Consider the following 23,146-nt stretch of genomic DNA (forward strand, 5'->3'; position numbering starts at 1 on the left):
TCGTGGGCGCTCAGTCGTGAAGGCGGCGGCCCTGCGGATCGGTGCCGCCGTTCGCCAGCAGGACGATCCCGTCCACGATCGGCCAGGCCACCCCGATACCGCAGGTGAACACCGCGACCGCCAGCTGGGCGAACGCGATCCCGACATGCCCGGTGTAGAACCGCCCGGTCCCGAACGGCAGCACGATCTGCAGCACCCCGGCGGTGACCTTCGACTTCGGCGAGTACGGCACCATCGCGGCCGGCTGCCGGTAGACGTGGACCGGCTGGGTGAACCGAGGCGAGAAACAGGCCGGATGCGGCGCGGGCAGGTCTTGGAACAGCGGGCGGAGTTCGCCGACCGTCGCGGCTTCGTAGGCGGCGAGGACCCGGCCTTCGTATTCGTCCGGCGTGATCCTCCCCTGGCTGTAGTGGTCGGCGAGCAGCCGCGCCGCCTCCTCGCGCTCGGCGGTGCCGATGCGCATCTCCTCCGGGCCCGGGTGCTGGGACATCTCTCCAAGGTATCCCGTTTCACACCCGCGCCGTACCGCGCGCGGCGAACCTCCGCGAGTGGCCCCCGTGGTCCTAGAGTGTCGGTGTGTCACGGGCTGGCGGTGCCGGAGTCGCCCAGGTGGTCGCCGCTTACCTCGACCATCTGGTGGTCGAGCGCGGAACCGCGAGGAACACCCTCGACAGCTACTCCCGCGACCTGCGCCGGTACACCGCGTACCTCGGCGGCGCCGAGGTCGAACGCTTCACCGATGTCACCCCGGCGCATGTCACCTCGTTCGGTGCGGCACTGCGCGAAGGCGACGAGGAGCATCGGCCGCTGGCCGCGTCCTCGGCGGCACGCGCGCTCGTCGCGGTGCGAGGGCTGCACAAGTTCGCGCACGCCGACGGCCTCACCGAAAACGATCCGGCGCGCGAGGTCCGTCCGCCCGCGGCGGCCAAGCGGCTGCCCAAGGCGCTGCCGGTGGACGACGTGCTGAAACTGCTGGAAACCCCACCGCCCGAGGGCGAACGGCCGTTGCGGGACCGGGCGCTGCTGGAACTGCTCTACTCCACCGGCGCGCGGATCTCCGAGGCAGTCGGGCTCGACGTCGACGACATCGACGACGCCGAACGGACCGTGCTGCTCGACGGGAAGGGCGGTAAACAGCGCATCGTGCCGATCGGCCGTCCCGCTCTCGAAGCGGTGCACGCCTACCTCGTCCGCGCGCGGCCGGTGCTCGCCCTGCACGGCCGGGGGACACCGGCGATGTTCCTGAACGCCCGCGGTTCCCGGCTTTCCCGGCAGAGCGCGTGGCAGGTTCTCAAGGACACGGCGGAATCCGCGGGCATCACGGCGGGCGTCTCCCCGCACACGCTGCGTCATTCCTTCGCCACGCATCTGCTCGAAGGCGGCGCGGACGTCCGTGTCGTGCAAGAACTGCTCGGCCACGCGTCGGTGACCACCACTCAGGTGTACACGCTGGTCACGGTCACCACACTTCGCGAGGTCTACGCGACAGCACATCCCCGCGCGCTCGGCTAATCGACCCTGTCGATCCCGGCGAGCCTCTTTGTCACGACTCGCGAATCGCGCATAGGCTGCCGAAGACCCTGCCGAGGAGGAGATTTCGCGCCATGTCGACACCGAACGAGCCGGCGAAGCCGTCCGCGTCCGCCGGTTCGGCCGCGGCGAGCCTCCACCAGGTGACCATCGCAACCCCCGCCGAACACGACGGCGACGAACCGTCGGAGGACACGATCTCTTCTCGCGGCCGCAAGGCCAAGCGCGCCAAGGAAACCAAGCAGCAAGAACGCGAGAGGGAAGGAATCGGCCCGACCGGCCGCCCGTACCGCGAGATTCCCGAACCGAAGCCGCTGGAGCGGCACGGTCCCGCACTGGTGATGGCCATGTGCAACCAGAAGGGCGGCGTCGGCAAGACCACGTCGACCATCAACCTCGGCGCGGCCCTCGCCGAATGCGGCCGCCGGGTACTGCTGGTCGACTTCGACCCCCAGGGCGCGCTTTCGGTCGGGCTCGGCATTCAGCCGCACGAACTGGACCAGACGGTCTACAACGTCATCATGGAGCGGTCGGTCAGCATCACCGACGTCATCCGGAAGACCCGCGTCGACGGCGTCGACCTGCTGCCGAGCAACATCGACCTGTCCGCGGCCGAGGTCCAGTTGGTCGCAGAGGTAGGGCGCGAACACACTTTGTTACGGGTCCTTCGTCCGGTCATGAACGACTACGACTATGTTCTTGTCGACTGCCAGCCCTCGCTTGGCCTGTTGACGGTGAACGCACTGACCGCCGCGGACGGTGTGATCATCCCTCTGGAGTGCGAGTTCTTCAGTCTGCGAGGCGTAGCGCTCCTGATCGACACCATCGAGAAGGTGCAGGAACGCCTCAACCCCAAACTGGACATCACCGGGATTCTCGCCACCATGTACGACCCGAGAACCCTGCACTCGAAGGAGGTCATGGCGAGAGTGGTGGAGGCATTCGGCGACACCGTGTTCGACACGGTGATCAACCGCACCGTGCGGTTCCCCGAGACCACGGTCGCGGGCGAGCCGATCACGACCTGGGCTCCCAAATCAGCCGGTGCGGCGGCTTACCGCGCACTGGCCCGCGAGGTGATCGCTCGGTGAGCAGGCGAGCTTCCCTGCCCGGAGCGTCCGAACTGTTCAGGATCACCTCCAGTCCTGCCCTCGATCTCCCGCCCGCGCCCGAACAGCCCGCCCCCGCCACGGGGAACGGCAACGGGCACGACGCGGAGACCGGCTCCTCGAACGGGGCGGGACAAGCGCACAAGGAACAGCTGGCCAGGGCCGCGCGCAGCGGCTCCGGACGGACCAAACACGACGCGAAGATCACCGTCTACGTCTCCGGCGACGAACTGCTGGCGATGGAGCAGGCCAGGCTGAACCTCCGGGCGAAGCACGGGCTCGTGCTCGATCGCGGCAGGCTGGTCCGCGAGGCGGTGGCCGTCCTGCTGGCCGATTTCGACGCGGCCGGTGAGGAATCGGTCCTCGTCCAGCGATTGCGGGCGGGCAGCGAGGACGGGAAAGAGACCGAGAGCTGATGGACGACCCGGCCGAGGCTGCTCCCAGCGGCCCAGAGCCGGTCGAGCGGACAGAGGCAGACGAGACCCCCGCCGTGCACGAGACCGTGCACGGCGGGATGGTTCCCGAAGGACTGGCCAGCGAAGAGCTGAGCACGTCCAAGTTCAAGGTGAACCTGGCGAACTTCCAGGGTCCCTTCGACCTGCTGCTCCAGCTGATCTCGCAGCACCAGCTCGACGTCACCGAAGTCGCGCTGCACCGGGTCACGGACGATTTCATCGCCTACACCCGCGCGCTCGGCACGGAATGGAACCTCGACGAGACGACCGAGTTCCTGGTCATCGCGGCGACGCTGCTCGACCTCAAGGCGGCGCGGCTGCTGCCCGCCGCCGAGGTGGAGAGCGAAGACGACCTCGCCCTGCTCGAAGCACGGGACCTGCTGTTCGCGCGCGTGCTGCAGTACCGGGCGTACAAACAGGTCGCGGCGCTGTTCGGTGAGCTGGAGGCCGGCGCGCTGCGGCGCTACCCGCGGTCGGTCGCGCTCGAAGACCGGTTCATGGGGCTGCTGCCCGAGGTGATGCTCGGCGTCGACCCGGCGAAGTTCGCCGAGATCGCCGTCGCCGTCTTCCGGCCGAAGCCGCCGCCGACGGTGTCGATCGCCCACATCCACATGGGCCGGGTCTCGGTCCGCGAGCACGCCGCGCTGTTGCGGCTCAAGCTCGCCGAAAAGGGCGAGGCGACGTTCAGCGAGCTCGTCGAGGACTGCGAGCACACCGTCGAGATCGTGGCGCGGTTCCTCGCGCTGCTGGAGCTGTACCGCGAGGCGACGGTCCAGTTCGAGCAGCTGGAGGCGCTCGCCGAACTGCACGTGCGCTGGACCGGCGGGTCCGTGGCGGAGGCGTCAGTGGCGGCCGAGCAGGATCTGGCCGTCGTCGAGGACGAGGAGTACGGGTGAGCCCCGAAGAGACCGAGAAGACCGAAGAGACCCCGGCCGAGCACGAGACTGTCGCCGAGCCGGACACCGCCGAGCCGGAAACCGCGGCTGAGCCGGAAACCGTGGCCGAGCCGGAGGCGCCTGCCGACGAAGGACTCGTGGCGGCAGGTGACGGCGACTACCCCGATGTCACCTCCGACGAGGTGCTCGAGGCCGCCCTCGAAGCGCTGTTGCTGGTCGTGGACTCGCCGATCAACGAGGAATCGCTCGCCGAGACGGTCGGCCAGCCCGAGTCTCGGGTGACCGTCGCGCTGCGCACGATGTCCCAGAAGTTCACCGACCGATCCAGCGGAATCGACCTGCGCCGAGTCGGCGAAGGGTGGCGGTTCTACACTAGGGACGTCTATGCCCCGTTCGTGGAGAAGCTTCTGCTCGACGGCCAGCGTTCCAAGCTGACGCGAGCCGCGCTGGAGAGCCTCGCCGTGATCGCCTATCGGCAGCCGGTGACCAGGGCCAGGGTCGCCGCCGTCCGAGGTGTGAACGTGGACGGGGTGATCAGGACGCTGCTGGCACGCGGCCTGATCGAGGAGATGGGGACCGACCCCGAAACCACTGGCACGCTGTACGTGACGACCGAGCTGTTCCTGGAGCGACTGGGACTGTCGTCCCTGGCCGATCTTCCCCCGATCGCTCCCTTGCTACCCGAAGTGGACACCATCGATGACATCTGACGCCCATCCCGACGGCATTCGGCTGCAGAAGGTCCTTTCGCAGGCCGGCGTCGCCTCGCGGCGCGCGGCCGAGGACCTGATCGTGCGCGGTCGCGTGAGCGTGGACGGCAAGGTGGTCACCGAACTCGGCCGCCGGGTCGATCCGGACAACTCCGTGATCCACGTCGACGGCACCCGCGTCCAGGTCCGCGAAGACCTCGTCTATCTCGTGCTGAACAAGCCCAAGGGCGTGCACAGCACGATGAGCGACGACCGCGGCCGCCCGTGCGTCGGCGACTACCTGCGCGGCCGGTACGAGGAGATGCCCGGCATCGTGCACGTCGGCAGGCTCGACGAGAACACCGAAGGCCTCCTGCTGCTCACCAATGACGGCGACCTCGGTCACCGGCTGATGCACCCGTCCTTCCAGGTGCTGAAGACCTACTTCGCCGAGGTCGAGGGCATCGTCCCGCGCGGGCTCGGCAAGGAGCTGCGGGCGGGCTTCGAGCTGCCGGACGGCATCGTCAAGGTCGACCAGTTCCGGGTCAAGGACATGCTGGCCGGTCGCACCCAGATCGAGCTCGTCATCCACGAAGGCCGCAAGCACATCGTGCGGCGGCTGATGGCGGCCACCGGGCATCCGGTGCGCAAACTGGTCCGGACCGCGCTCGGCGACGTCCAGCTCGGCGCGCAGCGGTCGGGTTCGATCCGGCGGCTCAACCGCGGTGAGGTCGGCTCGCTCTACCGCGCTGTCGATCTGTAACCAAGACTTTCCGCTCTACTGCACCGATGAGTATCGCGTTTAGCTCTTCCTGACGGGCTTTCAGCCGACGGGGAAGGGCTCGACCGTGAAATCAGTTGTGCTGGCAGGGATTCTGGTGGTCGCCGCGGCCGTGGTCGCGGCGCCACCGGCCGCGGCGAAACCGCGGGGCAGCGAACCGGTCTACGACTTCGCCCAGGCCGTCCGCGAGACGGCTTGGGTGGACATCGGGCTGGACGGGGACGGCGACGGCCGCTCCGACCGGGTCGCCGCCGACATCATCCGGCCGAAGGAACCGGCGGCGCAGGGCAAGAAGGTCCCGGTCATCATGGACGCGAGCCCGTATTACTCGTGTTGTGGCCGGGGCAACGAGAGCGAACTCAAGACCTACGACTCGGCGGGCAGGCCGGTCGGGTTCCCGCTCTACTACGACAACTTCTTCGTCCCCCGCGGGTACGCCGTGGTCCTGGTGGATCTGGCCGGTACCAACAAGTCCCGCGGCTGCACCGACGTCGGCGGGCCCTCGGACGTCAACTCGGCGCGCAAGGTCGTCGACTGGCTGAACGGCCGGGCGAACGGCTACACGACGGCGACCGGCTCGGCCAAGGCGCTCGCTTCGTGGTCGACGGGCGCGGTCGGCATGATCGGGAAGTCCTACGACGGCACGATCGCCAACGGTGTCGCCGCGACCGGTGTCGACGGGCTCAAGACCATCGTGCCGATCGGCGCGATCAGTTCCTGGTACGACTACTACCGCTCCGACGGCGCCAGCCTGCGCCAGGGCAGCCCCGCCGGGCTGGCCCAGACGGTCTCCCAGCGCAACGGCGGCCAGAACTGCAGCGCGGCGAACCGGAAGCTCACCGAGGGCGCGACCTCGAACGGCGACTACAACGCGTTCTGGCTCGACCGGGACCACGTGCAGAGTGCCTCGAAGGTGAAGGCCAGCGTGCTCGCTTCGCACGGGCTGGGCGACCTCAACGTCAAGACGATCAACTTCGGGCAGTGGTGGGAAGCGCTGAACGTCGAGCGCAAGGTGTGGCTGACGCAGGCCGGTCACGTCGATCCGTTCGACTACCGGCGGTCGGCGTGGGTCGACACCCTGCACAAGTGGTTCGACCACTACCTGCTCGGCGTCGACAACGGCATCGAGAAGACGCCGGGCGCGAGTGTGGAACGCGCTCCGGACGTCTGGGTGGACCAGGCGGCGTGGCCCGCGGGCAGCGCCGTCACCCTGCGTCCCGCGTCGGGGAGCACTCCCGGCGTGGGCACGCTCGGCACGACCGCGGGCACGGGCACGGCGTCGTTCACGGACTCCTCCGGCCAGTCCTCGAACAGTTGGGCGGCACGGCCGACGGAGACCTCTAACGGACGCGTGCTGTTCAGCACCGGCGCGCTCGCGAAGGACCTCCAAGTCTCCGGGACCGCGAAGGTGACGGTGACCGCGACGCCGTCGACGTCCACTGCGCGGCTCTCGGCGATCCTCGTGGACTACGGCCCGGCGACCATCCGGAACTACACCGGGCCCAAGGAAGGCATCAAGAACGAGATGACCCAGTCGTGCTGGGGATCGAGCGCTTCCGGCAACGACGCCTGCTACCTGAACACGAGCGCCGACTCGGTTTCGGTGGGGCTGAACATCATCAGCCGCGGGTGGGCCGATCTGGCCAACTACCGTTCGCTGACCCAGGAATCGCCGCTGACGCCGGGGCAGCCGTACACGATGACGTTCCGGCTGGCGAGTACGGATCACGTCGTCCCGCAAGGACATCAGCTCGCGCTGATCATCGGCGGGACGGACGGTTCGTTCATCGGCGGGCCGTCGCAGTACCCGAAGATCACGGTGGACCTGGGCAAGACGTCGCTCGCGCTGCCTGTCTCGGGCGCGGGTCCGTCGGCCGTCCCGGCGGCGCTTCCGGTGGCTCCGGCGCAGATCGCCCCGGCGGCTGTTTCGGGGCTTGAGCGCGGGTAGGCCAACGCTATGAAGGGGACTTTCATTGCAAAATTTGCAATGAAAGTCCCCTTCATTGCACGAGAAGGGACCGAGAGTCAGCCGGTCTGGGAGGCGGGGCTCTTCGAGCCGAAGGGACGTCGCTGCAGAGCGCGAGCCACCGGCTCGACGATCCGCGCGGCCGTCGGGCCGAGCACCGCCATCAGGAGCACGTAGGCCGTCGCGAGGGCCGCCAGTTCGCCGGTCACCGCTCCCGCCGCCACCGCCAGCCCGGCGATGACGATCGAGAACTCACCGCGCGCCACCAGCGCGGCTCCCGCCCGAGCCCGGCCCATCTTCCCGATGCCCTGTTTCCGCGCGGCCCACCAGCCGGTGGCCACCTTCGTGAGCGTCGTCGACACCGCCAGCACGACCGCCCAGCCGAGGACCGGCGGGATCGACGCGGGGTTCGTGTTGAGCCCGAAGACGACGAAGAACACGGCCGCGAAGAGGTCCCGCAGCGGCTCCAGCATGTGCGTCGCGTTCTCCGCCGTCGAACCGGAGATCGCGATCCCGAGCAGGAACGCGCCGACCGCGGCCGACACCTGCATCGCCGAGGCGATACCCGCGACCAGCAGTGCCGCGCCGAGGACCTTGAGCAGGAAGACCTCGCGGTCCGGGCTGTCCACCGCGGCGGAGACGTAGCGGCCGAACTTCAGCGCGATCACCAGGACGACCGTGATCACCATCAGCGAGATCCCGACCGCCTTCATCCCGCCGAGGAAGCTCACGCCGCCGAGCACCGCGGTGAGGATCGGCAGGTAGAGCGCCATCACCAGGTCTTCGAACACCAGGATCGACAGCACCACCGGCGTTTCCCGGTTACCGAGCCGCCCGAGGTCGCCGAGCACCTTCGCGATGATCCCGGACGACGAGATGTAGGTGACGCCCGCCAGCACGATCGCGCCGATCGGCCCCCAGCCGAGGATCAGCGCGACGATCGCGCCGGGCGCGGCGTTCAGCACGATGTCGACGACCCCCGCCATCCACGAGCGTTTCAGCCCGGTGAACAGTTCGGCCGCCGAGTACTCCAGGCCCAGCAGCAGAAGCAGGAGGACGACGCCGATCTCGCTGGCGAGGTGGGTGAAGTCACCGATGTCGCCGAGCGGGATCAGCCCGCCCTGCCCGAAACACAGGCCACCGATCAGGTACAGCGGGATGGGGGACATCCCGATCTTCCCGGCGAGGCGCCCCAACACGCCCAGCCCGAAGAAGACCGCCCCGAGTTCGATCAAGGACAGTGCGGTGTGATCCATCCGCGATCAGCCGTACTTCAAGATCTTGACGGCGGCTTCGAGTCCTTCGGACGTCCCGACCGCGACGAGCACGTCGCCTGCGGTGAGGTTGAAGTCCGGGTTGGGGGAGGGGTGGACCTGCCCGGCCCGCATCACCGCGACGACCGAGACGCTCGTCCGCGTCCGCATGGCGGTGTCGCCCAGCGTCCGGCCGTCGAACGGCGACGAGGACTTGATCGGAAGCTGCTTGGTGTTGATGCCCGGCAGATCCCGGTGCTCCTCGGTGAGCTGGGCGACCAGCTGGGGCGCGCCGAGCAGGTTCGCCAGCGCGCCCGCCTCGTCGGTGCTCAGCGGAAGTGAGGCGAGACAGGCGTCCGGATCGTCCGTTTTGGACACGATCAGCTCGACGTGTCCATCGCGATGGGTCACGACGCCGACGCGGCGGCCGTTGCGAGTGGCGAAGTCCTTGCGGACGCCTATTCCGGGGAGCGGGGTCACTTCGACGTTCACGATGTCAACAGTAACTCACTGTCCGTTTCGCTTCGGCCGGATCAGGAACAGCGCCGAGATCAGGACCATCAGGGCGGACGTCGCGCCGTGGATGCCGAGCGCGGCGCCCACGGACCCGTTGTGGGTCAACACGATCAGCATGTCGCCGAACGGGATGAACGCCAGTGCGAGGAGCGCCCAGCCCAGCGCGCGGACGTTCCGGAACAGGATCAGGGCGAGCACCACGAGTGCCGTCCCGATGTCGCGGACGCCCTTGACCGCGAGGATCGGATCACCCTTCAGTGGCATGACCGGGAGGCCGAAACCGCCCGTCTGGGTCTCCGGGAAGAACACGTAACCGCTCCCGAAGTACAGGACGAAGAGCACGAGGGCGATGGACAGGGCGTAAGCGATCTTGATGCGGGTCATGGTCTCCGACTCCAAAAGCTAGCAGCGCTAGGAACTCCGCAGACGCTAGCGCTAGCACCGCTAGCTTGTCTAGCGATGCTAGGATATTCGTATGGTCACGAACCCCCGACGTGAGCGGGACCGCTCGCAACGCGAACAGCTGATCGTCACCACCGCCCGCGAGATCGCCGAAGAGGAGGGCTGGGACGCGGTCACCACCCGGCGGCTGGCCGCGAAGATCGAGTACAGCCAGCCGGTGCTCTACAGCCATTTCTCCGGCAAGGGCGCGATCATGGCGGCCGCGGCGCTCGAGGGATGCACTGAAATGGCCGCCCATCTACGGCGGGGGGTCGGGACGGCGGAGGACTCCCGGGGCGCCCTGCTGCGGCTGGCCGAGAACTACTTCGACTTCGCCGACCGCGAACCCGCGCTCTACGACGCGATCTTCACCCTCGCCAGCGAACTGACCTTCGCCAGTCCGGACAGCCCCGCCCCGCTGAAGGACGCGTTCGGCGCCCTGCTCGAATGCGCGGGTCCGGCGGCGGGCGAGCACGACCCCGCCCTCTACACCGAGACCTTCTGGGCCGCCATGCACGGCCTGGTCACCCTCGAACGCAGCCGTCGGCTGCCCGCGGACGCGCGTGCGGAGCGGATCGGCATGCTCGTCGACCGGTTCGCCGTGGGCGGCTGAGGCGTGTCGGTCGCCACCAGGCAGAATGGTCGTCGATCAGGTGAGCGAAGATGAGCTGAGGAGAGTTTCGGTGGCGGGAGCCCTGCGTGGTGTGGTCGCGATGGACGGCCCATCCGGGACCGGGAAATCCACGGTTTCGCGGAAGCTCGCGACGAAGCTCGGCGCCGGCTACCTCGATACGGGCGCGATGTACCGCATGGTCACCCTCGCCGTCCTGCGCGCCGGGGCCGACACGACCGACGCGGACGCGGTCTTCGACGTCGCCCGGAAGGCCGAACTCGGCATCGGGACCAGCCCTGACGAAGCGACCGTGACCCTCGCGGGTGAGGACGTCGCCGCCGAGATCCGCGGCGCGGACGTCACCACCGCGGTTTCGCCGGTTTCGGCCGTCCCCGCGGTCCGCGAACTGCTGGTCACCCGGCAGCGCGAGATCATCTCCGAGGTGCTCGGCCGCGTCGGCGGCATCGTGGTCGAAGGCCGCGACATCGGCACCGTCGTCTCGCCGGACGCCCCGCTCAAGATCTTCCTCACCGCCTCGGCCGAGGTCCGCGCCGCGCGCCGCAGCGCGCAGGACTCCGCCGCCGGCCGCGAGTCCACCGTGGATGTCGCGAAGGCCGCGGTGGAACGGCGTGACCGCCTGGACTCCACGCGCGCCGCTTCACCCCTGCGCGCGGCCGAAGACGCCGTCGAGGTCGACACCTCGGCGCTCAACATCGACCAGGTCATCGTCGCGCTCGCGGAACTGGCTCTGCACCGCGGTCTTCTCGAAGGCTGCCCCGCCGAGGCCGCGCGGTGAGCGCGAAAGGACTGCCCGAGGGCGCGAGCGACCCCTTCCACACCTTCGGCCGGGGGATCTCGAAGTTCCTCGTCCGGCCCGCGTTCCGGGTCCGGGTGCACGGTGCCGAGCGGGTACCGGCGTCCGGGCCGGTGGTGTTCATGGCCAACCACAGCTCGATGGCGGAACCGGCGCTGCTGTTCGGAATGTTCTCGCGGCGCACCGCGTTCCTGGTCAAGGCGGAACTGTTCAAGGGTTTCGTCGGCTGGTTCTTCCCGAAACTGGGCCAGATCCCGGTGAAACGGGGGGCGGTGGACCGCAAACCGCTGATGATGGCGGTCAAGGTGCTCGAGGACGGCGGTGCGGTCGGGATCTTCCCCGAAGGCACCCGCGGTCTCGGTGACGCCGAAAACTTCGAGCGCGGCGCGGCCTTCCTGGTCCGCGCCGGGAAGGCGACCGTGGTTCCGGTCGCCACTCGGGGGACGTACAAACCCGCCGGTGCCAAGAGGCGCTGGCGGCCCCGCGTCGACATCATGGTCGGCGAACCTTTCACTCCCGCGATCGGGAAGGGAAGGACAGGGCTGGAGGAGGGAACCGAGCGGCTTCGCATCGCGCTCGCGGACCTCGTGAAGGCACTGGACGAATGGCGCTTGGAGCAAGGGCTCCAAGACACGCGACAGAATGTGAAGTAACGAATGTCTGAGCTTGACGGAGTCGGCGAGATCGACGGCTCCTGGTCCGACGAGTCCGAATTCACCGCGCTGGACGCCCAGATCGCCGCGGGCGAGGCCGAGGAGGAGGCGCAGCTCGCGCAGCCGGTCCTCGCCGTCGTCGGCAGGCCGAACGTGGGCAAGTCCACCCTGGTCAACCGTATTCTCGGCCGCCGCGAGGCGGTCGTGCAGGACGTCCCCGGCGTGACCCGCGACCGCGTCGCCTACGACGCCTTCTGGGCGGGCCGCCGGTTCACCCTGGTCGACACGGGCGGCTGGGAGCCGGACGCGACCGGGCTGCAGGCCTCCGTCGCCGCGCAGGCCGAGATCGCGATGGCCACCGCCGACGCGGTGCTGCTGGTGATCGACGCCAGTGTCGGCGCGACCGCGACCGACGAGGCCGCTTCGAAGGTGCTGCGCCGCTCGAAGAAGCCGGTGCTGCTCGTCGCCAACAAGGTCGACGACGACCGCCTGCTCGCCGACACCGCGTCGCTGTGGTCACTCGGCCTCGGCGAACCGCATCCGGTCAGCGCGTTGCACGGCCGTAGTTCGGGCGACCTGCTCGACTCGATCGTCAAGGCACTGCCGACCATGCCGCGCGACGGCGACCGCGCGACCGCGGGCCCGCGCCGGGTCGCGCTGGTCGGCAAGCCGAACGTGGGCAAGTCCAGCCTGCTGAACAAGATCTCCGGCGAAGAGCGGTCCGTGGTGGACTCGGTCGCCGGTACCACGGTCGACCCGGTCGACTCACTGGTCGAGCTGGACGGCGACATCTGGCGGTTCGTCGACACCGCGGGTCTGCGCAAGCGCGTCAACTCGGCCAATGGCGCGGAATACTACGCGTCGCTGCGGACCAAGACCGCGATCGACGCGGCCGAGGTCGCGATCGTGCTGCTGGACGCCGCCGAACCGCTTTCGGAGCAGGACCTGCGGGTGCTGACCATGGTCGTCGAGGCGGGCCGTGCCTGCGTGCTCGCCTTCAACAAGTGGGACCTCGTCGACGAGGACCGCCGTCACGCCATGGTCCGTGAGCTGGACCGCGGCCTGGTGCGGGTGCCGTGGGCGGACAAGGTCAACATCTCCGCGCTCACCGGCCGGTCCGTGCGCAAGCTCGCGCCCGCGCTGCGGACCGCGCTGAAGTCGTGGGACCAGCGGGTGCCCACCGGCCAGCTGAACGGCTGGCTGGCCGACCTCATCGCCGCGACCCCGCCGCCGGTGCGCGGCGGCAAGCAGCCGAAGGTGTTGTTCGCGACCCAGGCGGGCATCCGGCCGCCGACGCTGGTCCTGTTCACCACCGGATTCCTCGAGGCGGGCTACCGGCGGTTCATCGAACGCAAGTTCCGTGAGCGTTTCGGCTTCGAAGGCAGCCCCGTCCGGGTGAATGTCCGGGTGCGGGAAAAGAAGCAAAGGCCCAAGGCAGGCGGAAAAGCGGCCGGTAAATCGACGGGTAAACCAGCGGGTAAACCAAAAACGCGCTGATTTCTCACGATGTAGGTGAATAGTTCACTGGGTGGACACGCCGATGACCTCGGGTTTCGGCGTGTCCATCGGTGAGTTTCGACACTCTGCCGAGACCCTCCCGAGATATGTCGTTGACCTGCGGTAAAGTGATTAGTCTGCTGGCGGGCGCCTCATTCGGAGAGCGAGCCCGAATGACGCACTTCGCGAAAGGTGTGTGATGGGCTTGCGCGCCCATGGTTCAGTCTTGCCCGTGGTGATGCCCCGATGACACTCACCGCCGATTCCCGGCCGATCGCCTGTGTCGCCGACGTCACCGTCGCCCCGTCACCCGCCCCCGTCGCCGACCGAGCCTTGTTCTGGTCCGGCCTCGGCGCCGGTGAGCGCACCCTGATCGACATCGTCGCCGAGACCGCCGCCCGCCACCCCAACGCGGGCGCGATCGAGGACGGCGAGACCACGCTGTCCTACCGCAAGCTCGTCGAGGAGATCGACGCCTACGGCCGCAAGCTGACCGCCAACGGCGTCGGCGTCGGCGACCGGGTCGGCGTCCGGATCTCCTCCGGCACCGCGGAGCTCTACGTCGCGATCCTCGCCATCCTGTCCGTCGGCGCCGCCTACGTGCCGGTCGACGCGGACGACCCCGACGAGCGCGCCGAGCTGGTCTTCGGCGAGGCCGAAGTCGCCGCCGTCGTCTCCGATGGCGGCGCGATCACCGTCGTGGGCTCGCCCGGCGGCATCGAGGGCTCTCCCGCCCCCGCCGACGACGCGTGGATCATCTTCACCTCCGGTTCGACCGGCAAGCCGAAGGGCGTCGCCGTCTCGCACGCGTCCGCCGCGGCCTTCGTCGACGCCGAAGCCCGGCTGTTCCTCACCGAGGAGCCGATCGGCCCCGGTGACCGCGTGCTCGCCGGCCTGTCCGTCGCGTTCGACGCGTCCTGCGAAGAGATGTGGCTCGCCTGGCGCCACGGCGCCTGCCTGGTCCCGGCGCCGCGTTCGCTGGTGCGGACCGGTGTCGACCTCGGGCCGTGGCTGGTCGCGCAGGGCATCACCGTCGTCTCGACCGTCCCGACGCTGGCCGCGCTGTGGCCCGCCGACGCGATCGAAGACGTCCGCCTGCTGATCTTCGGCGGCGAAGCCTGCCCGCCCGAACTGGCCGAGCGTGTCGCCGTCGAAGGCCGCGAAGTCTGGAACACCTACGGCCCGACCGAGGCCACCGTCGTCGCCTGCGCCGCGCAGATGACCGGCGAGGGCCCGGTCCGGATCGGCCTGCCGCTGGCGGGCTGGCAGCTCGCCGTCGTCAACGAGGCGGGTGAACCGGTCGCCATGGGGGAGACCGGCGAGCTGGTCATCGGCGGGGTCGGCCTGGCCCGCTACCTGGACCCGGCGAAGGACGCCGAGAAGTTCGCGCCGCTGCCGTCGCTGGGCTGGCGCCGCGCGTACCGCAGCGGTGACATGGTCCGCGCCGAAGCCGAGGGCCTGCTGTTCCTCGGGCGTCTCGACGAGCAGGTCAAGCTCGGCGGCCGCCGTATCGAACTCGGCGAGGTCGACGCCGCGCTCCAGTCGCTGCCCGGAGTGCAGGGCGCCGCCGCCGCGATCCGCCGCACCAAGGCCGGAAACCAGGTGCTCGTCGGGTACGTCGTGCCCGCCGAAGGGACGAAGTTCGACCACGACGAGGCCGCGACCCGGCTGCGCGAGCAGCTGCCCGCCGCCCTCGTCCCGCTGCTGGCGCTGATCGACGACCTGCCGACCCGTACCTCCGGCAAGGTCGACCGCAACGCGCTGCCCTGGCCGCTGTCCACTGTGGACGCCGCCAAATCGGGCCTGTCGCCGACGGAGAGCTGGCTCGCCGAAGGCTGGGCGGAGATCCTGGGCGTCTCGGTCGACAACCCGAAGGCCGACTTCTTCAGCCACGGCGGCGGCAGCCTGACCGCCGCGCAGCTGATCGCGCGGATCCGCACCCGGCACCCGCAGGTGTCGGTGAACGACATCTACGCCAACCCGAAGCTCGGCGCGCTCGCGTCGATGCTGGACGCGCTGAGCGGTCAGAAGACCGAACGCCGCGACATCGCGCCGACCCCGCGCAAGGCCGGGATCATCCAGTCGCTGCTGATGGTCCCGCTGATGGGCCTGGTCGGCCTGCGCTGGACGACGATCGCGGCCACGCTGTCGAACGTGCTGGCGCTGGCCGGTTTCGCCTGGGCGCCGACGCTGAGCTGGGTGTGGATCGCCGTCGCTTGGGTCGCGCTGTTCAGCCCGGCGGGCCGGATCGCGATCTCGGCGACCGGTGCGCGGCTGCTGCTGCGAGGCGTCCGTCCCGGCAGCTACCCGCGTGGCGGGAACGTCCACTTGCGACTGTGGACGGCGGAGAAACTCGCCGAGTTCAGCGGCGCGGACAGTGTCGCGGGCGCTTCCTGGATGACGACGTACGCCAAGGCACTCGGCGCGCGGATCGCCAAGGACGTCGACCTGCACTCGCCGCCGCCGGTCACCGGCATGCTGAAACTCGGCCGCGGTGCCGCCATCGAACCCGAGGTCGACCTGACCGGGCACTGGGTGGACGGCGATCTCGTGCACATCGGCAAGATCCGGATCGGCGCCGATGCGCGGATCGGCGCGCGCAGCACGCTGTTCCCGGGTGCGCGGATCGGCAAGGGCGCGGAGATCGCGGCCGGGTCGACCGTCCGCGGCAGCGTGCCTGCCGCCCGTGTCACCAAGGACGCGCTGAAATGGCCGTCGAGCCGCCCGCCGCGTTCGCGGTTCTGGGCCACGGTCTACGGCGTGACCTCGGTCGCGCTGGGTCTGCTGCCCGCCGTCGCCGCCCTGCCCGCCGTCGCGGTGCTGGGTCAAGCGATCGCCGGAGCGCCTTCACTGGGAGCCGCGCTCGGTCAGGCGTTGCTGTTCACGCCGCTCGCGACCATCGCGTACTTCGTGAGCTACGCCCTGCTCGTGCTCGTCGGCGTCCGTTCGCTGAGCATCGGCATGGTCGAGGGCTACCACCCCGTCCACGGCCGCGTCGCGTGGCAGGTCTGGGCGACCGAACGTCTGATGGGCATGGCACGTGAAGGTCTGTTCCCCTTGTACGCCAGCCTGTTCACCCCGGTGTGGCTCCGGATGCTCGGGGCGAAGGTCGGCCGCAACGTCGAGGCGTCCACCGTTCTCGCGCTGCCGAAGATGACCCAGGTCGACAGCGGCGCGTTCCTCGCGGACGACACCATGGTCGCCACCTACGAACTCGGCCACGGCTGGCTGCACGTCGCGCCCGCCCGGATCGGCAAGCAGGCGTTCCTCGGCAACTCGGGGATGGCCGCGCCCGGCCGTTCGGTGCCCAAGCGCGGACTGGTCGGCGTGCTGTCGTCGGCCCCGCTGAAGGCGAAGAAGGGCTCCTCGTACCTCGGGATGCCGCCGCTGCCGGTCCGCCGGTCGGTCGGCGAGTCCGACACGAGCCGCACCTACACGCCACCGCTGCGGCTCAAGGCGGCCCGTGCGCTCGTCGAACTGTGCCGCATCGTGCCGGTGATGTGCAGCGTCGCGCTGACCGTGCTGGTCGCCGCCGCGATCTTCGCGCTCGCGTCGTCCTTCGGGTTCTTGGTCGCGGTGCTGCTCGGCGGGCCGCTGCTGCTCGCCGCCGGTGCCGTCGCCGCGCTGACCGCCACCGCGATGAAGTGGCTGCTGGTGGGCAAGTTCCGCGCGATCGACCATCCGCTGTGGAGCTCGTTCGTCTGGCGCAACGAACTCGCCGACACCTTCGTCGAGGCGCTCGCCGTGCCGTGGCTGATCGGTTCGCTCGGCGGCACGCCGCTGCTGCCCGCGTGGCTGCGCACCATGGGCGTCAAGATCGGCAAGGGCGTGTGGCTGGAGACGTACTGGCTGCCCGAGTCGGACCTGGTGAGCCTGGGCGACGGCGCGACGATCAACCGCGGCTGCGTCGTCCAGACACACCTTTTCCACGATCGGATCATGACGATGTCGCCGGTGACCCTGGACGAGGGAGCGACGCTCGGGCCGCACGGTATCGTGCTGCCTGGCGCGAGCATCGGCGCGCGGACGACCGTCGGACCGGGGTCTCTGGTGACCCGGGGCGACGCGATTCCCGCCGACTCGCGCTGGCTCGGGAATCCCATCTCGGCCTGGACGAAGTAGGGAAGCGGGGTCTTTCGCGGGTGATTTCGAAGGCCTCCGCGCAGCCCTCGCCCGGCGCGGACACCTCCGGCGACTCCTATCTGCCTCATCACGGTAACGGCGGTTACCGGGTGCGGCACTACGATCTGGAGCTCGACTACAAGATCGGTCCCAACCGGCTGTCGGCCTCCGCGGCCATCACCGCGGAGGCGACGCAGGCGCTTTCGCGCTTTACGCTCGACTTCGGCGAGTTCCGGATCAACCGGGTGCTGGTCAACGGGAAACCGGCCAAGTACACGCGGCGCGGGCACAAGCTGCACGTGAAGCCCGCGAAGTCGCTGGCCGCGGGTTCCGAGTTCCTGGCGGAGGTCTTCTACGTCGGCAATCCGCGTCCGCTGCCCGGGCTGTGGGGCGACATCGGCTGGGACGAACTGACCGACGGTTCGCTGGTGGCGAGCCAGCCGGTCGGGGCGCCGTCGTGGTTCCCGTGCAACGACCATCCCGCCGACAAGGCGACCTACCGCGTCGCGCTGACGACATCGTCGCCGTACCTCGTGGCCGTCACCGGGAACCTGGTGTCGCGGCACGAGCGCGCGAGCACCACGAAGTGGGTCTTCGAGCGGCCGGAGCCGACGCCGACGTACCTGATGAGCGTCCAAATAGGACGGTACGACGACGTCGAACTGGTCTCCGGTCCCCAGGCCGGGTGGCTTTCGCTGCCTTCGGTTTCGGCGTACCGGATCAGCCTCGACGGTGACTCCGTGCTCGCCTCGGTCCCGCAACGGGCCGCCGTCCCGCCGCGCCTGCGCCGGCCTTTCGAGCGCGATTTCGGGCGGCAGGGCAAGATCATGGACTCGCTGCAGCGGTTGTTCGGTCCCTACCCGTTCGGTGAGTACGTCATCGTGGTCACCGACGACGACCTCGACGACCCGATCGAAGCGCAGGGCATGTCGATCTTCGGCGCCAACCACGTCGACGGGCGGCGCACCCACGAACGGCTCGTCGTGCACGAACTGGCGCACCAGTGGTTCGGCAACAGCCTGACCGTCGCCGACTGGCGGCACATCTGGCTGAACGAAGGCTTCGCGACGTACGCGGAATGGCTCTGGTCCGAGGAATCCGGCGGGCAGAGCGCGCACACGTGGGCGAAGACGTGGCACGCGCGGATGAAGGCGAAGCCCGCCGATCTCCGCCTCGCCGATCCCGGGGTATCGCGGATGTTCGACGAGCGGGTCTACAAACGCGGCGGCCTTCTGTTGCACGCCTTGCGTTGTACGGTCGGCGACGCGGTGTTCTTCCCGCTGGTGAGGGCTTGGGCGGTGGAGAACAGGCACGGTCTGGTGACCAGCGATGCTTTCGTCACCCTGGCTGAACGCTTCGCTGGGCGCTCGCTCGAGGCTTTCTTCGACGCTTGGCTCACCGAACCCACGCTGCCCCCTCTGCCTTGAGGTGTTCCCAATGTCGCATTTGAGACGCTCAGCGACTCAAATGCGACATTGGGAACCTCGCGCGAGTTATCCACAGTGGGGCTGGTGTGGCGAGTTGTCCACAGGGGCGGCAAATGGGGCTGGTGTGAGGTAGCCGCGAGATCCACGATCGCGGATGTGGTGCGAACTGGCGAATGGAACCGAGAGGCTCTCCTCGCGCTCAGCCGCGGCGGAGTGATCAGTGTCGCGCGGCTGGTGGAACTCGGTGTTCCGAGGAAGACGTGTTACCGGCGGTGCCGTCCCGGCCAGCCATGGCAGCGTCTCCTTCCGGGAGTGCTCCTGCTCGGTCCAGGACGGCCGACACGACGGCAACTGGTCGATGGAGCCTTGCTCTACGGCGGCCCGGACGCGCTCGTCACCGGTCTCGAGGCTTGCCGTCGCCAAGGTCTGCGAGGGCCGAGAATCGCGTCGGACGCTGTCCATCTGCTGATACCCGCCTCCTGCAAAGTCAGTAGTGCCGGGTACGTCACGGTGGAGCGGACTACGAGAATGCCCCGGCCCACGATCGTCGACGGAGTGGCCATGGCTCCGCTCGTCCGAGCCGTTCTCGACCAAAGCCGTCGCTTCACCACGCTTGATCCGATTCGGGCGTTGCTGACCGAAGCCGTGCAGCGCGGCAGGCTGGATCCCGAGGTCCTCATCAGGGAACTCGAAGACGGCAGCGATCGCGGCAGCGCGTTGCCCCGTGAAGTACTGCGTGACGTCCTGAGGGGTGCGAGGTCGGTCGCGGAGATCGACGCGATGGCCGTCTGGCGCCGCACCGGTCTTCCGGAACCGCTGTGGAATCAGGAACTGAGGGATGCCGGTGGCAGCTACATCGGGACTCCCGACGGCTATTTCGGGAAGGTCCGCCTCGCCTGGGAGATCGATTCGTACGACTTCCATTTCGCGCGAGCGCAGTACGCCGTCACGCTCGAGAGGAACAGCCGGTACACCGCCGAGGGAATCATGGTGCTGCAGACTCTTCCGGGCAGGCTGCGAGCCGAGCCCGAGAGGGTTGCCGCTGAACTCGTGGCCGCACACAGCGCCGCCGAAATCAGGCTGATCTGCCGGTAAATCGGTGGTCCGCGACCAGGACGCCTCGCTACCGTCCCTTTGTCGACGCCGAGGGAGGGGCGATGGGAAGGAAGAGTCCGCAGGAGAAGAAGCGGCTGAGCTACGCCAAGGATCGCCGCAACCGCTACGGCGAGAACGACAAGTCCTCACGCAAGAACATCCCGCGCCACAAGCGGCGGGTGAACCGGGCGAACCGGCATCGTGAGCAGCAGGTGCTCAATGGTGCGCGGGGCTCGGCGGACGTCGATAGTGCCGCGATCGCCGAGGCGAGGTTGCTCAGGACTCGGCCGCAGCGGTGGCAGAAGTCGGCGGGAGCCACGCTCGGAGCGCTCGTTCGGGGGAAGCTCGCCATGACGGACGAGCGAAGGGCCTTCGAGGCGGAGACCTTGTCGCCGTTGAGTGACGACGAGCTGCACGAGATGCTGTCGGCGGCGGTGCATCTGCTGCCGCTCAGGGACGCGGCGATCCTGCATCTTCTGTACTACGCGGGTCTTCGCGCCATCGAGCTGTCCGCGCTGGATCTGCGGGACGTGTCGGCCGACTCGGTCATCGTCCGTGGGCCGAGGCAGCGTACGGTCCCGATTCCGCCCGAGCTCCGGCCACTGCTCGACGCCTACCTTCGAGAGCGTGAGGACGAGGGGCCGACGTTCTTCCTCAGCAGGTGCGGCCGTCCTGTGCCGCCTGCCACCGTCAACCGTCTCGTGGTCGTCTTCGGGGTCCTGATCGGCCTGCCGGGGTTGTCGGCGCGAACGCTGCGCAAGACCTTCGCCGTCAACCTTCGCCGGGCCGGGGTCGATCTCGACGACGCCGCCGCGATGCTCGGGCACGTGTCGCCTGACGCTACTCGCGCCTACCTCGCTGACCGATAGGTCGGATGTATCTACGGCTTTCCGGGTGAGTGCTCTGGTCAAAGTGGGACTATCTCTGGAAACATGCCGGTCGCCAGGACTTGATCTGCGGTAAACGTAGTATGAATCTGGAGGCGACCCATGGCCGAGCTGTCCAGGCGATCGATGCTGAGGGTCGCGGCGGGGGCGGCGGCGCTCGGTGGGCTCTGGGCTCAGGGGGCTCCGCCGGCGTTCGCCGGGCAGGACGTTCACCGCCGGATCGTCGATGACGCGCGCATGGCGTGGAAGCGCTTACCGAAGAGCTGGCAGGACGGTCCGTTCCTCGCCAACGGATTCCTCGGCGTCCAGCTTTACGCGGGGGCACAGCCGAACATCCTCAAGGTGATGCTCAGCCATTCCCAGGTCCAGGACCAGCGCGGACAGTGGGAAGCGGGCATCGGGTACTCGCGGCTCCCGATCGGTTATCTCACCCTCACCTTCGCGGGTGCGATCACGGCGGTGGACTGGCACCTCGATCTGTACAACGCCGAGCTGGGCGGCACGATCACCACGACCCAGGGGTCGGTGCGCTTTTCCGCGCTGGTCCACAACGACCAGGACCTCCTCCTCGTCTCGCTCACCGGAGAGGCGGCCGCGGACTGGGGGTTCACGCCGCTCGAATCGGCGACGAGCCGGACGATCCGCAAACCGCCCGAGTACACGGCCAATCCCGATCCGAAGGTCGCCAGCGCGGGCGCGGTCCAGTACTGCGAGCAGCCGCTTCACGCGGGCGGCGGGTATACGACGGCGTGGCGCGAGCGGGCCGTGGGCTCGCGGCGGCTGCTGGCGGCCACGGTCGCGTACGGGTTTCCGGAGCCGACTCACACCGCCGAAGCGATCAAGAAGGTCCAGCGGGCGTCGATGGCGAATCCGGACATGCTCGTCGCCCGGCACCGGCGGTGGTGGAACGCCTTCTACCGGCGCAGTCTGGTGTCCATTCCGGACAAACGCGTCCAGCGTTTCTACTGGATCCAGCTGTACAAGACCGCCTGCGCCACCCGTGCGAACGGGCCGGTCGTCGCCGAATGGGGGCCGTGGTTCCCGGAGGTCGGCAACAGCTGGACGGCGGTGTGGTGGAACCTCAACGTCCAGGTCACGTACCCGATCGTCAACAGCAGCAACCATCCCGAACTCGACGCGGTCACCGAGACCTTCCGCCGAGACCACGCGAACCTCGAGCTCTCGGTCCCTCCCGCGTACCGGGACGGCGACACGTATGCCCTTTCCCATCCGGGGGACTGGCGGCTGCGGCCCGGTGGCACCCGCGCGGTCGGCGTCCCCGGCCCGGTCACGAAGAACGACCAGACCGGCAACCTGATCTGGGGCCTGCACAACGTCTGGCTCGCGTACCGGCACAGCATGGACGTCCGCATCCTTCGCGACGTCCTGTATCCGACGCTCGCCAAGGCGCTCAACTACTACCGCCACTTCCTCGCCACCGGCCCGGACGGCTCCCTGCACCTGCCGATGACGCGCTCGCCCGAGTACGCCGACGCGGCCGACTGCACCTACGACCTGTCGCTGATCCGCTGGGCCGCGCGCACGCTCGTCGAATCGGCGGCCAAGCTGCGCGTCGAAGACCCGCGCGTGCCCGCGTGGCGGGAGATCGGCGAGAAACTGGTGCCGTATCACCAGGATCCCGCTCAGGGAGTGCTGATCGGCGACGGGGTCCCGCTGGCCGAATCACACCGGCACTTCTCGCACCTGCTCTGGCTTTACCCGCTGCGGGAGAAACTGTGGGATCGTCCCGGTGACCGGGACCTCATGCGCCGCACCTTCGCGCATTGGTCGAGTGTCCAGGACAAATGGCACGGATACAGTTTCGCGGCCGCGTCGTCGATGAGTTCCGTGATGGACGCGCCCGAAGAAGCCTTGCGGTATCTGAAGATCTTCCTCGACGGGACCGTCGTGGCCGATACCCAGCTGACGCCGAACACGATGTACCGCGAAGGCTCGAACCTCGCGATCGAGAGTCCCATCACCGCCGCGCAGTCCGTTGTGGACATGCTTCTGCAAGGTGATCACGGCGTTCTGAAGATCTTCCCGTCCGTGTCGCGGTCCTGGCGGGACGCGTCCTTCGAGAGCCTGCGCGCGGAGGGCGCCTTCCTCGTGGGCGCCTCCCGCAGGAACGGCGCGACCGACTGGGTCCGAGTCCGCAGCGAGGCGGGGGAGCCGCTCACGCTCCAGCACGGGATCCCCGGCGACATCGAGGTCCGTGACGCGCGCGGGCGGCGGCTTCCTTGGCGTGCCGAAGGTCCGGGCACGATCTCGGTCCCGCTCGGCCGGGGCGGGACGGCCGTCGTCACGCGGTGTGGCGCGCGTCCGGCGCTGGAGCCGCGCGACGTACCCGGCGACGGCACCACTCCGGCGTGGGGGCTTCCGGCCTGAATTCACGACAAGGA

Annotated in this window: 20 protein-coding genes; 16 read left to right on the forward strand and 4 right to left on the reverse strand. The window is 69.0% G+C overall.

Annotated elements, in window-relative coordinates:
- Positions 1-10: 10 nt before the first annotated feature.
- The gene (locus ACZ5IK_RS36895; protein ID WP_465491902.1) at positions 11-490 is read right to left on the reverse strand and encodes a DUF1707 SHOCT-like domain-containing protein; all 480 of its coding nucleotides are present in this window, start codon (positions 488-490) and stop codon (positions 11-13) included.
- Between the two features lie 119 nt (positions 491-609).
- Here ACZ5IK_RS36895 and xerD point away from each other — a divergent pair, with 119 nt between their 5' ends.
- The 7 genes from xerD (at position 610) to ACZ5IK_RS36930 (ending at position 7,408) form a co-directional block, all read left to right on the forward strand.
- Positions 610-1,512: a site-specific tyrosine recombinase XerD gene (gene xerD, locus ACZ5IK_RS36900; RefSeq protein ID WP_465491978.1), complete on the forward strand. Its 903-nt coding sequence runs from the start codon at positions 610-612 to the stop codon at positions 1,510-1,512.
- Between the two features lie 92 nt (positions 1,513-1,604).
- A complete protein-coding gene (locus ACZ5IK_RS36905) occupies positions 1,605-2,621 on the forward strand; it encodes a ParA family protein (protein WP_465491903.1) in 1,017 nt (338 codons plus the stop codon).
- Positions 2,618-3,055, forward strand: coding sequence for a cobyrinic acid a,c-diamide synthase (locus ACZ5IK_RS36910; protein WP_465491904.1), 438 nt, complete (start codon positions 2,618-2,620; stop codon positions 3,053-3,055). The genes ACZ5IK_RS36905 and ACZ5IK_RS36910 overlap by 4 nt, the downstream gene beginning before the upstream one ends.
- The gene (locus ACZ5IK_RS36915; RefSeq protein WP_465491905.1) at positions 3,055-3,990 is read left to right on the forward strand and encodes a segregation and condensation protein A; all 936 of its coding nucleotides are present in this window, start codon (positions 3,055-3,057) and stop codon (positions 3,988-3,990) included. The genes ACZ5IK_RS36910 and ACZ5IK_RS36915 overlap by 1 nt, the downstream gene beginning before the upstream one ends.
- Positions 3,987-4,700 (forward strand): SMC-Scp complex subunit ScpB, encoded by a 714-nt coding sequence (scpB, locus tag ACZ5IK_RS36920; protein WP_465491906.1) that lies wholly within the window; start codon positions 3,987-3,989, stop codon positions 4,698-4,700. The genes ACZ5IK_RS36915 and scpB overlap by 4 nt, the downstream gene beginning before the upstream one ends.
- Positions 4,690-5,442 (forward strand): pseudouridine synthase, encoded by a 753-nt coding sequence (locus tag ACZ5IK_RS36925; protein ID WP_101608728.1) that lies wholly within the window; start codon positions 4,690-4,692, stop codon positions 5,440-5,442. The genes scpB and ACZ5IK_RS36925 overlap by 11 nt, the downstream gene beginning before the upstream one ends.
- A gap of 97 nt (positions 5,443-5,539) precedes the next feature.
- Entirely contained in the window at positions 5,540-7,408 is a 1,869-nt protein-coding gene (locus ACZ5IK_RS36930) for a Xaa-Pro dipeptidyl-peptidase (protein WP_465491979.1), read from the forward strand.
- A 77-nt stretch (positions 7,409-7,485) separates the two neighbouring features.
- Here the strand turns inward: ACZ5IK_RS36930 and ACZ5IK_RS36935 are convergent, their stop codons facing one another.
- The 3 genes from ACZ5IK_RS36935 to ACZ5IK_RS36945 are packed head-to-tail and all read right to left on the reverse strand — an operon-like array spanning position 7,486 to position 9,579.
- Positions 7,486-8,682, reverse strand: a complete 1,197-nt coding sequence (locus ACZ5IK_RS36935; RefSeq protein WP_465491907.1) for a cation:proton antiporter — start codon at positions 8,680-8,682, stop codon at positions 7,486-7,488.
- Positions 8,683-8,688: 6 nt separating this feature from the next.
- On the reverse strand, positions 8,689-9,171 hold the full coding sequence (locus tag ACZ5IK_RS36940; RefSeq protein WP_076167978.1) for a cation:proton antiporter regulatory subunit: 483 nt from the start codon (positions 9,169-9,171) through the stop codon (positions 8,689-8,691).
- A 15-nt stretch (positions 9,172-9,186) separates the two neighbouring features.
- On the reverse strand, positions 9,187-9,579 hold the full coding sequence (locus ACZ5IK_RS36945; RefSeq protein ID WP_465491908.1) for a DUF4267 domain-containing protein: 393 nt from the start codon (positions 9,577-9,579) through the stop codon (positions 9,187-9,189).
- Between the two features lie 91 nt (positions 9,580-9,670).
- On the opposite strand from ACZ5IK_RS36945, the gene ACZ5IK_RS36950 reads away from it, so the two are divergent.
- The 9 genes from ACZ5IK_RS36950 to ACZ5IK_RS36990 all read left to right on the forward strand — a co-directional run bounded on the left by ACZ5IK_RS36950 (position 9,671) and on the right by ACZ5IK_RS36990 (position 23,132).
- Positions 9,671-10,249: a TetR/AcrR family transcriptional regulator gene (locus ACZ5IK_RS36950; protein WP_101608724.1), complete on the forward strand. Its 579-nt coding sequence runs from the start codon at positions 9,671-9,673 to the stop codon at positions 10,247-10,249.
- A 91-nt stretch (positions 10,250-10,340) separates the two neighbouring features.
- Positions 10,341-11,045, forward strand: a complete 705-nt coding sequence (gene cmk, locus ACZ5IK_RS36955) for a (d)CMP kinase (protein WP_465491980.1) — start codon at positions 10,341-10,343, stop codon at positions 11,043-11,045.
- A complete protein-coding gene (locus ACZ5IK_RS36960) occupies positions 11,042-11,716 on the forward strand; it encodes a lysophospholipid acyltransferase family protein (RefSeq protein ID WP_465491909.1) in 675 nt (224 codons plus the stop codon). Before cmk ends, ACZ5IK_RS36960 begins: the two co-directional genes overlap by 4 nt.
- Positions 11,717-11,719: 3 nt before the next feature.
- The gene (der, locus tag ACZ5IK_RS36965) at positions 11,720-13,213 is read left to right on the forward strand and encodes a ribosome biogenesis GTPase Der (protein WP_465491910.1); all 1,494 of its coding nucleotides are present in this window, start codon (positions 11,720-11,722) and stop codon (positions 13,211-13,213) included.
- 246 nt (positions 13,214-13,459) lie between these two features.
- Positions 13,460-17,335, forward strand: coding sequence for a Pls/PosA family non-ribosomal peptide synthetase (locus tag ACZ5IK_RS36970; RefSeq protein WP_465491911.1), 3,876 nt, complete (start codon positions 13,460-13,462; stop codon positions 17,333-17,335).
- A gap of 20 nt (positions 17,336-17,355) precedes the next feature.
- Positions 17,356-18,762: a M1 family metallopeptidase gene (locus tag ACZ5IK_RS36975; RefSeq protein ID WP_465491912.1), complete on the forward strand. Its 1,407-nt coding sequence runs from the start codon at positions 17,356-17,358 to the stop codon at positions 18,760-18,762.
- A 156-nt stretch (positions 18,763-18,918) separates the two neighbouring features.
- Positions 18,919-19,857 (forward strand): hypothetical protein, encoded by a 939-nt coding sequence (locus tag ACZ5IK_RS36980; protein WP_465491913.1) that lies wholly within the window; start codon positions 18,919-18,921, stop codon positions 19,855-19,857.
- 62 nt (positions 19,858-19,919) lie between these two features.
- A complete protein-coding gene (locus tag ACZ5IK_RS36985; protein WP_465491914.1) occupies positions 19,920-20,726 on the forward strand; it encodes a tyrosine-type recombinase/integrase in 807 nt (268 codons plus the stop codon).
- Between the two features lie 120 nt (positions 20,727-20,846).
- Complete coding sequence (locus ACZ5IK_RS36990) at positions 20,847-23,132, forward strand: glycosyl hydrolase family 95 catalytic domain-containing protein (protein ID WP_465491915.1); 2,286 nt, start codon at positions 20,847-20,849, stop codon at positions 23,130-23,132.
- The last annotated feature ends 14 nt before the right edge of the window (positions 23,133-23,146 follow it).

Source organism: Amycolatopsis sp. NPDC031561 (genome assembly GCF_055580625.1).

Bases quoted from the DNA above. Each gene is read 5' to 3' on its own strand.
- ACZ5IK_RS36950 (WP_101608724.1), top strand. From the start codon at position 9,671: ATGGTCACGAACCCCCGACGTGAGCGGGACCGCTCGCAACGCGAACAG.
- ACZ5IK_RS36905 (WP_465491903.1), top strand. From the start codon at position 1,605: ATGTCGACACCGAACGAGCCGGCGAAGCCGTCCGCGTCCGCCGGTTCG.
- ACZ5IK_RS36935 (WP_465491907.1), bottom strand. From the start codon at position 8,682: ATGGATCACACCGCACTGTCCTTGATCGAACTCGGGGCGGTCTTCTTC.
- ACZ5IK_RS36985 (WP_465491914.1), top strand. From the start codon at position 19,920: ATGGGAAGGAAGAGTCCGCAGGAGAAGAAGCGGCTGAGCTACGCCAAG.
- ACZ5IK_RS36915 (WP_465491905.1), top strand. From the start codon at position 3,055: ATGGACGACCCGGCCGAGGCTGCTCCCAGCGGCCCAGAGCCGGTCGAG.
- ACZ5IK_RS36945 (WP_465491908.1), bottom strand. From the start codon at position 9,579: ATGACCCGCATCAAGATCGCTTACGCCCTGTCCATCGCCCTCGTGCTC.
- ACZ5IK_RS36970 (WP_465491911.1), top strand. From the start codon at position 13,460: ATGACACTCACCGCCGATTCCCGGCCGATCGCCTGTGTCGCCGACGTC.
- ACZ5IK_RS36895 (WP_465491902.1), bottom strand. From the start codon at position 490: ATGTCCCAGCACCCGGGCCCGGAGGAGATGCGCATCGGCACCGCCGAG.
- ACZ5IK_RS36990 (WP_465491915.1), top strand. From the start codon at position 20,847: ATGGCCGAGCTGTCCAGGCGATCGATGCTGAGGGTCGCGGCGGGGGCG.
- der (WP_465491910.1), top strand. From the start codon at position 11,720: ATGTCTGAGCTTGACGGAGTCGGCGAGATCGACGGCTCCTGGTCCGAC.
- ACZ5IK_RS36925 (WP_101608728.1), top strand. From the start codon at position 4,690: ATGACATCTGACGCCCATCCCGACGGCATTCGGCTGCAGAAGGTCCTT.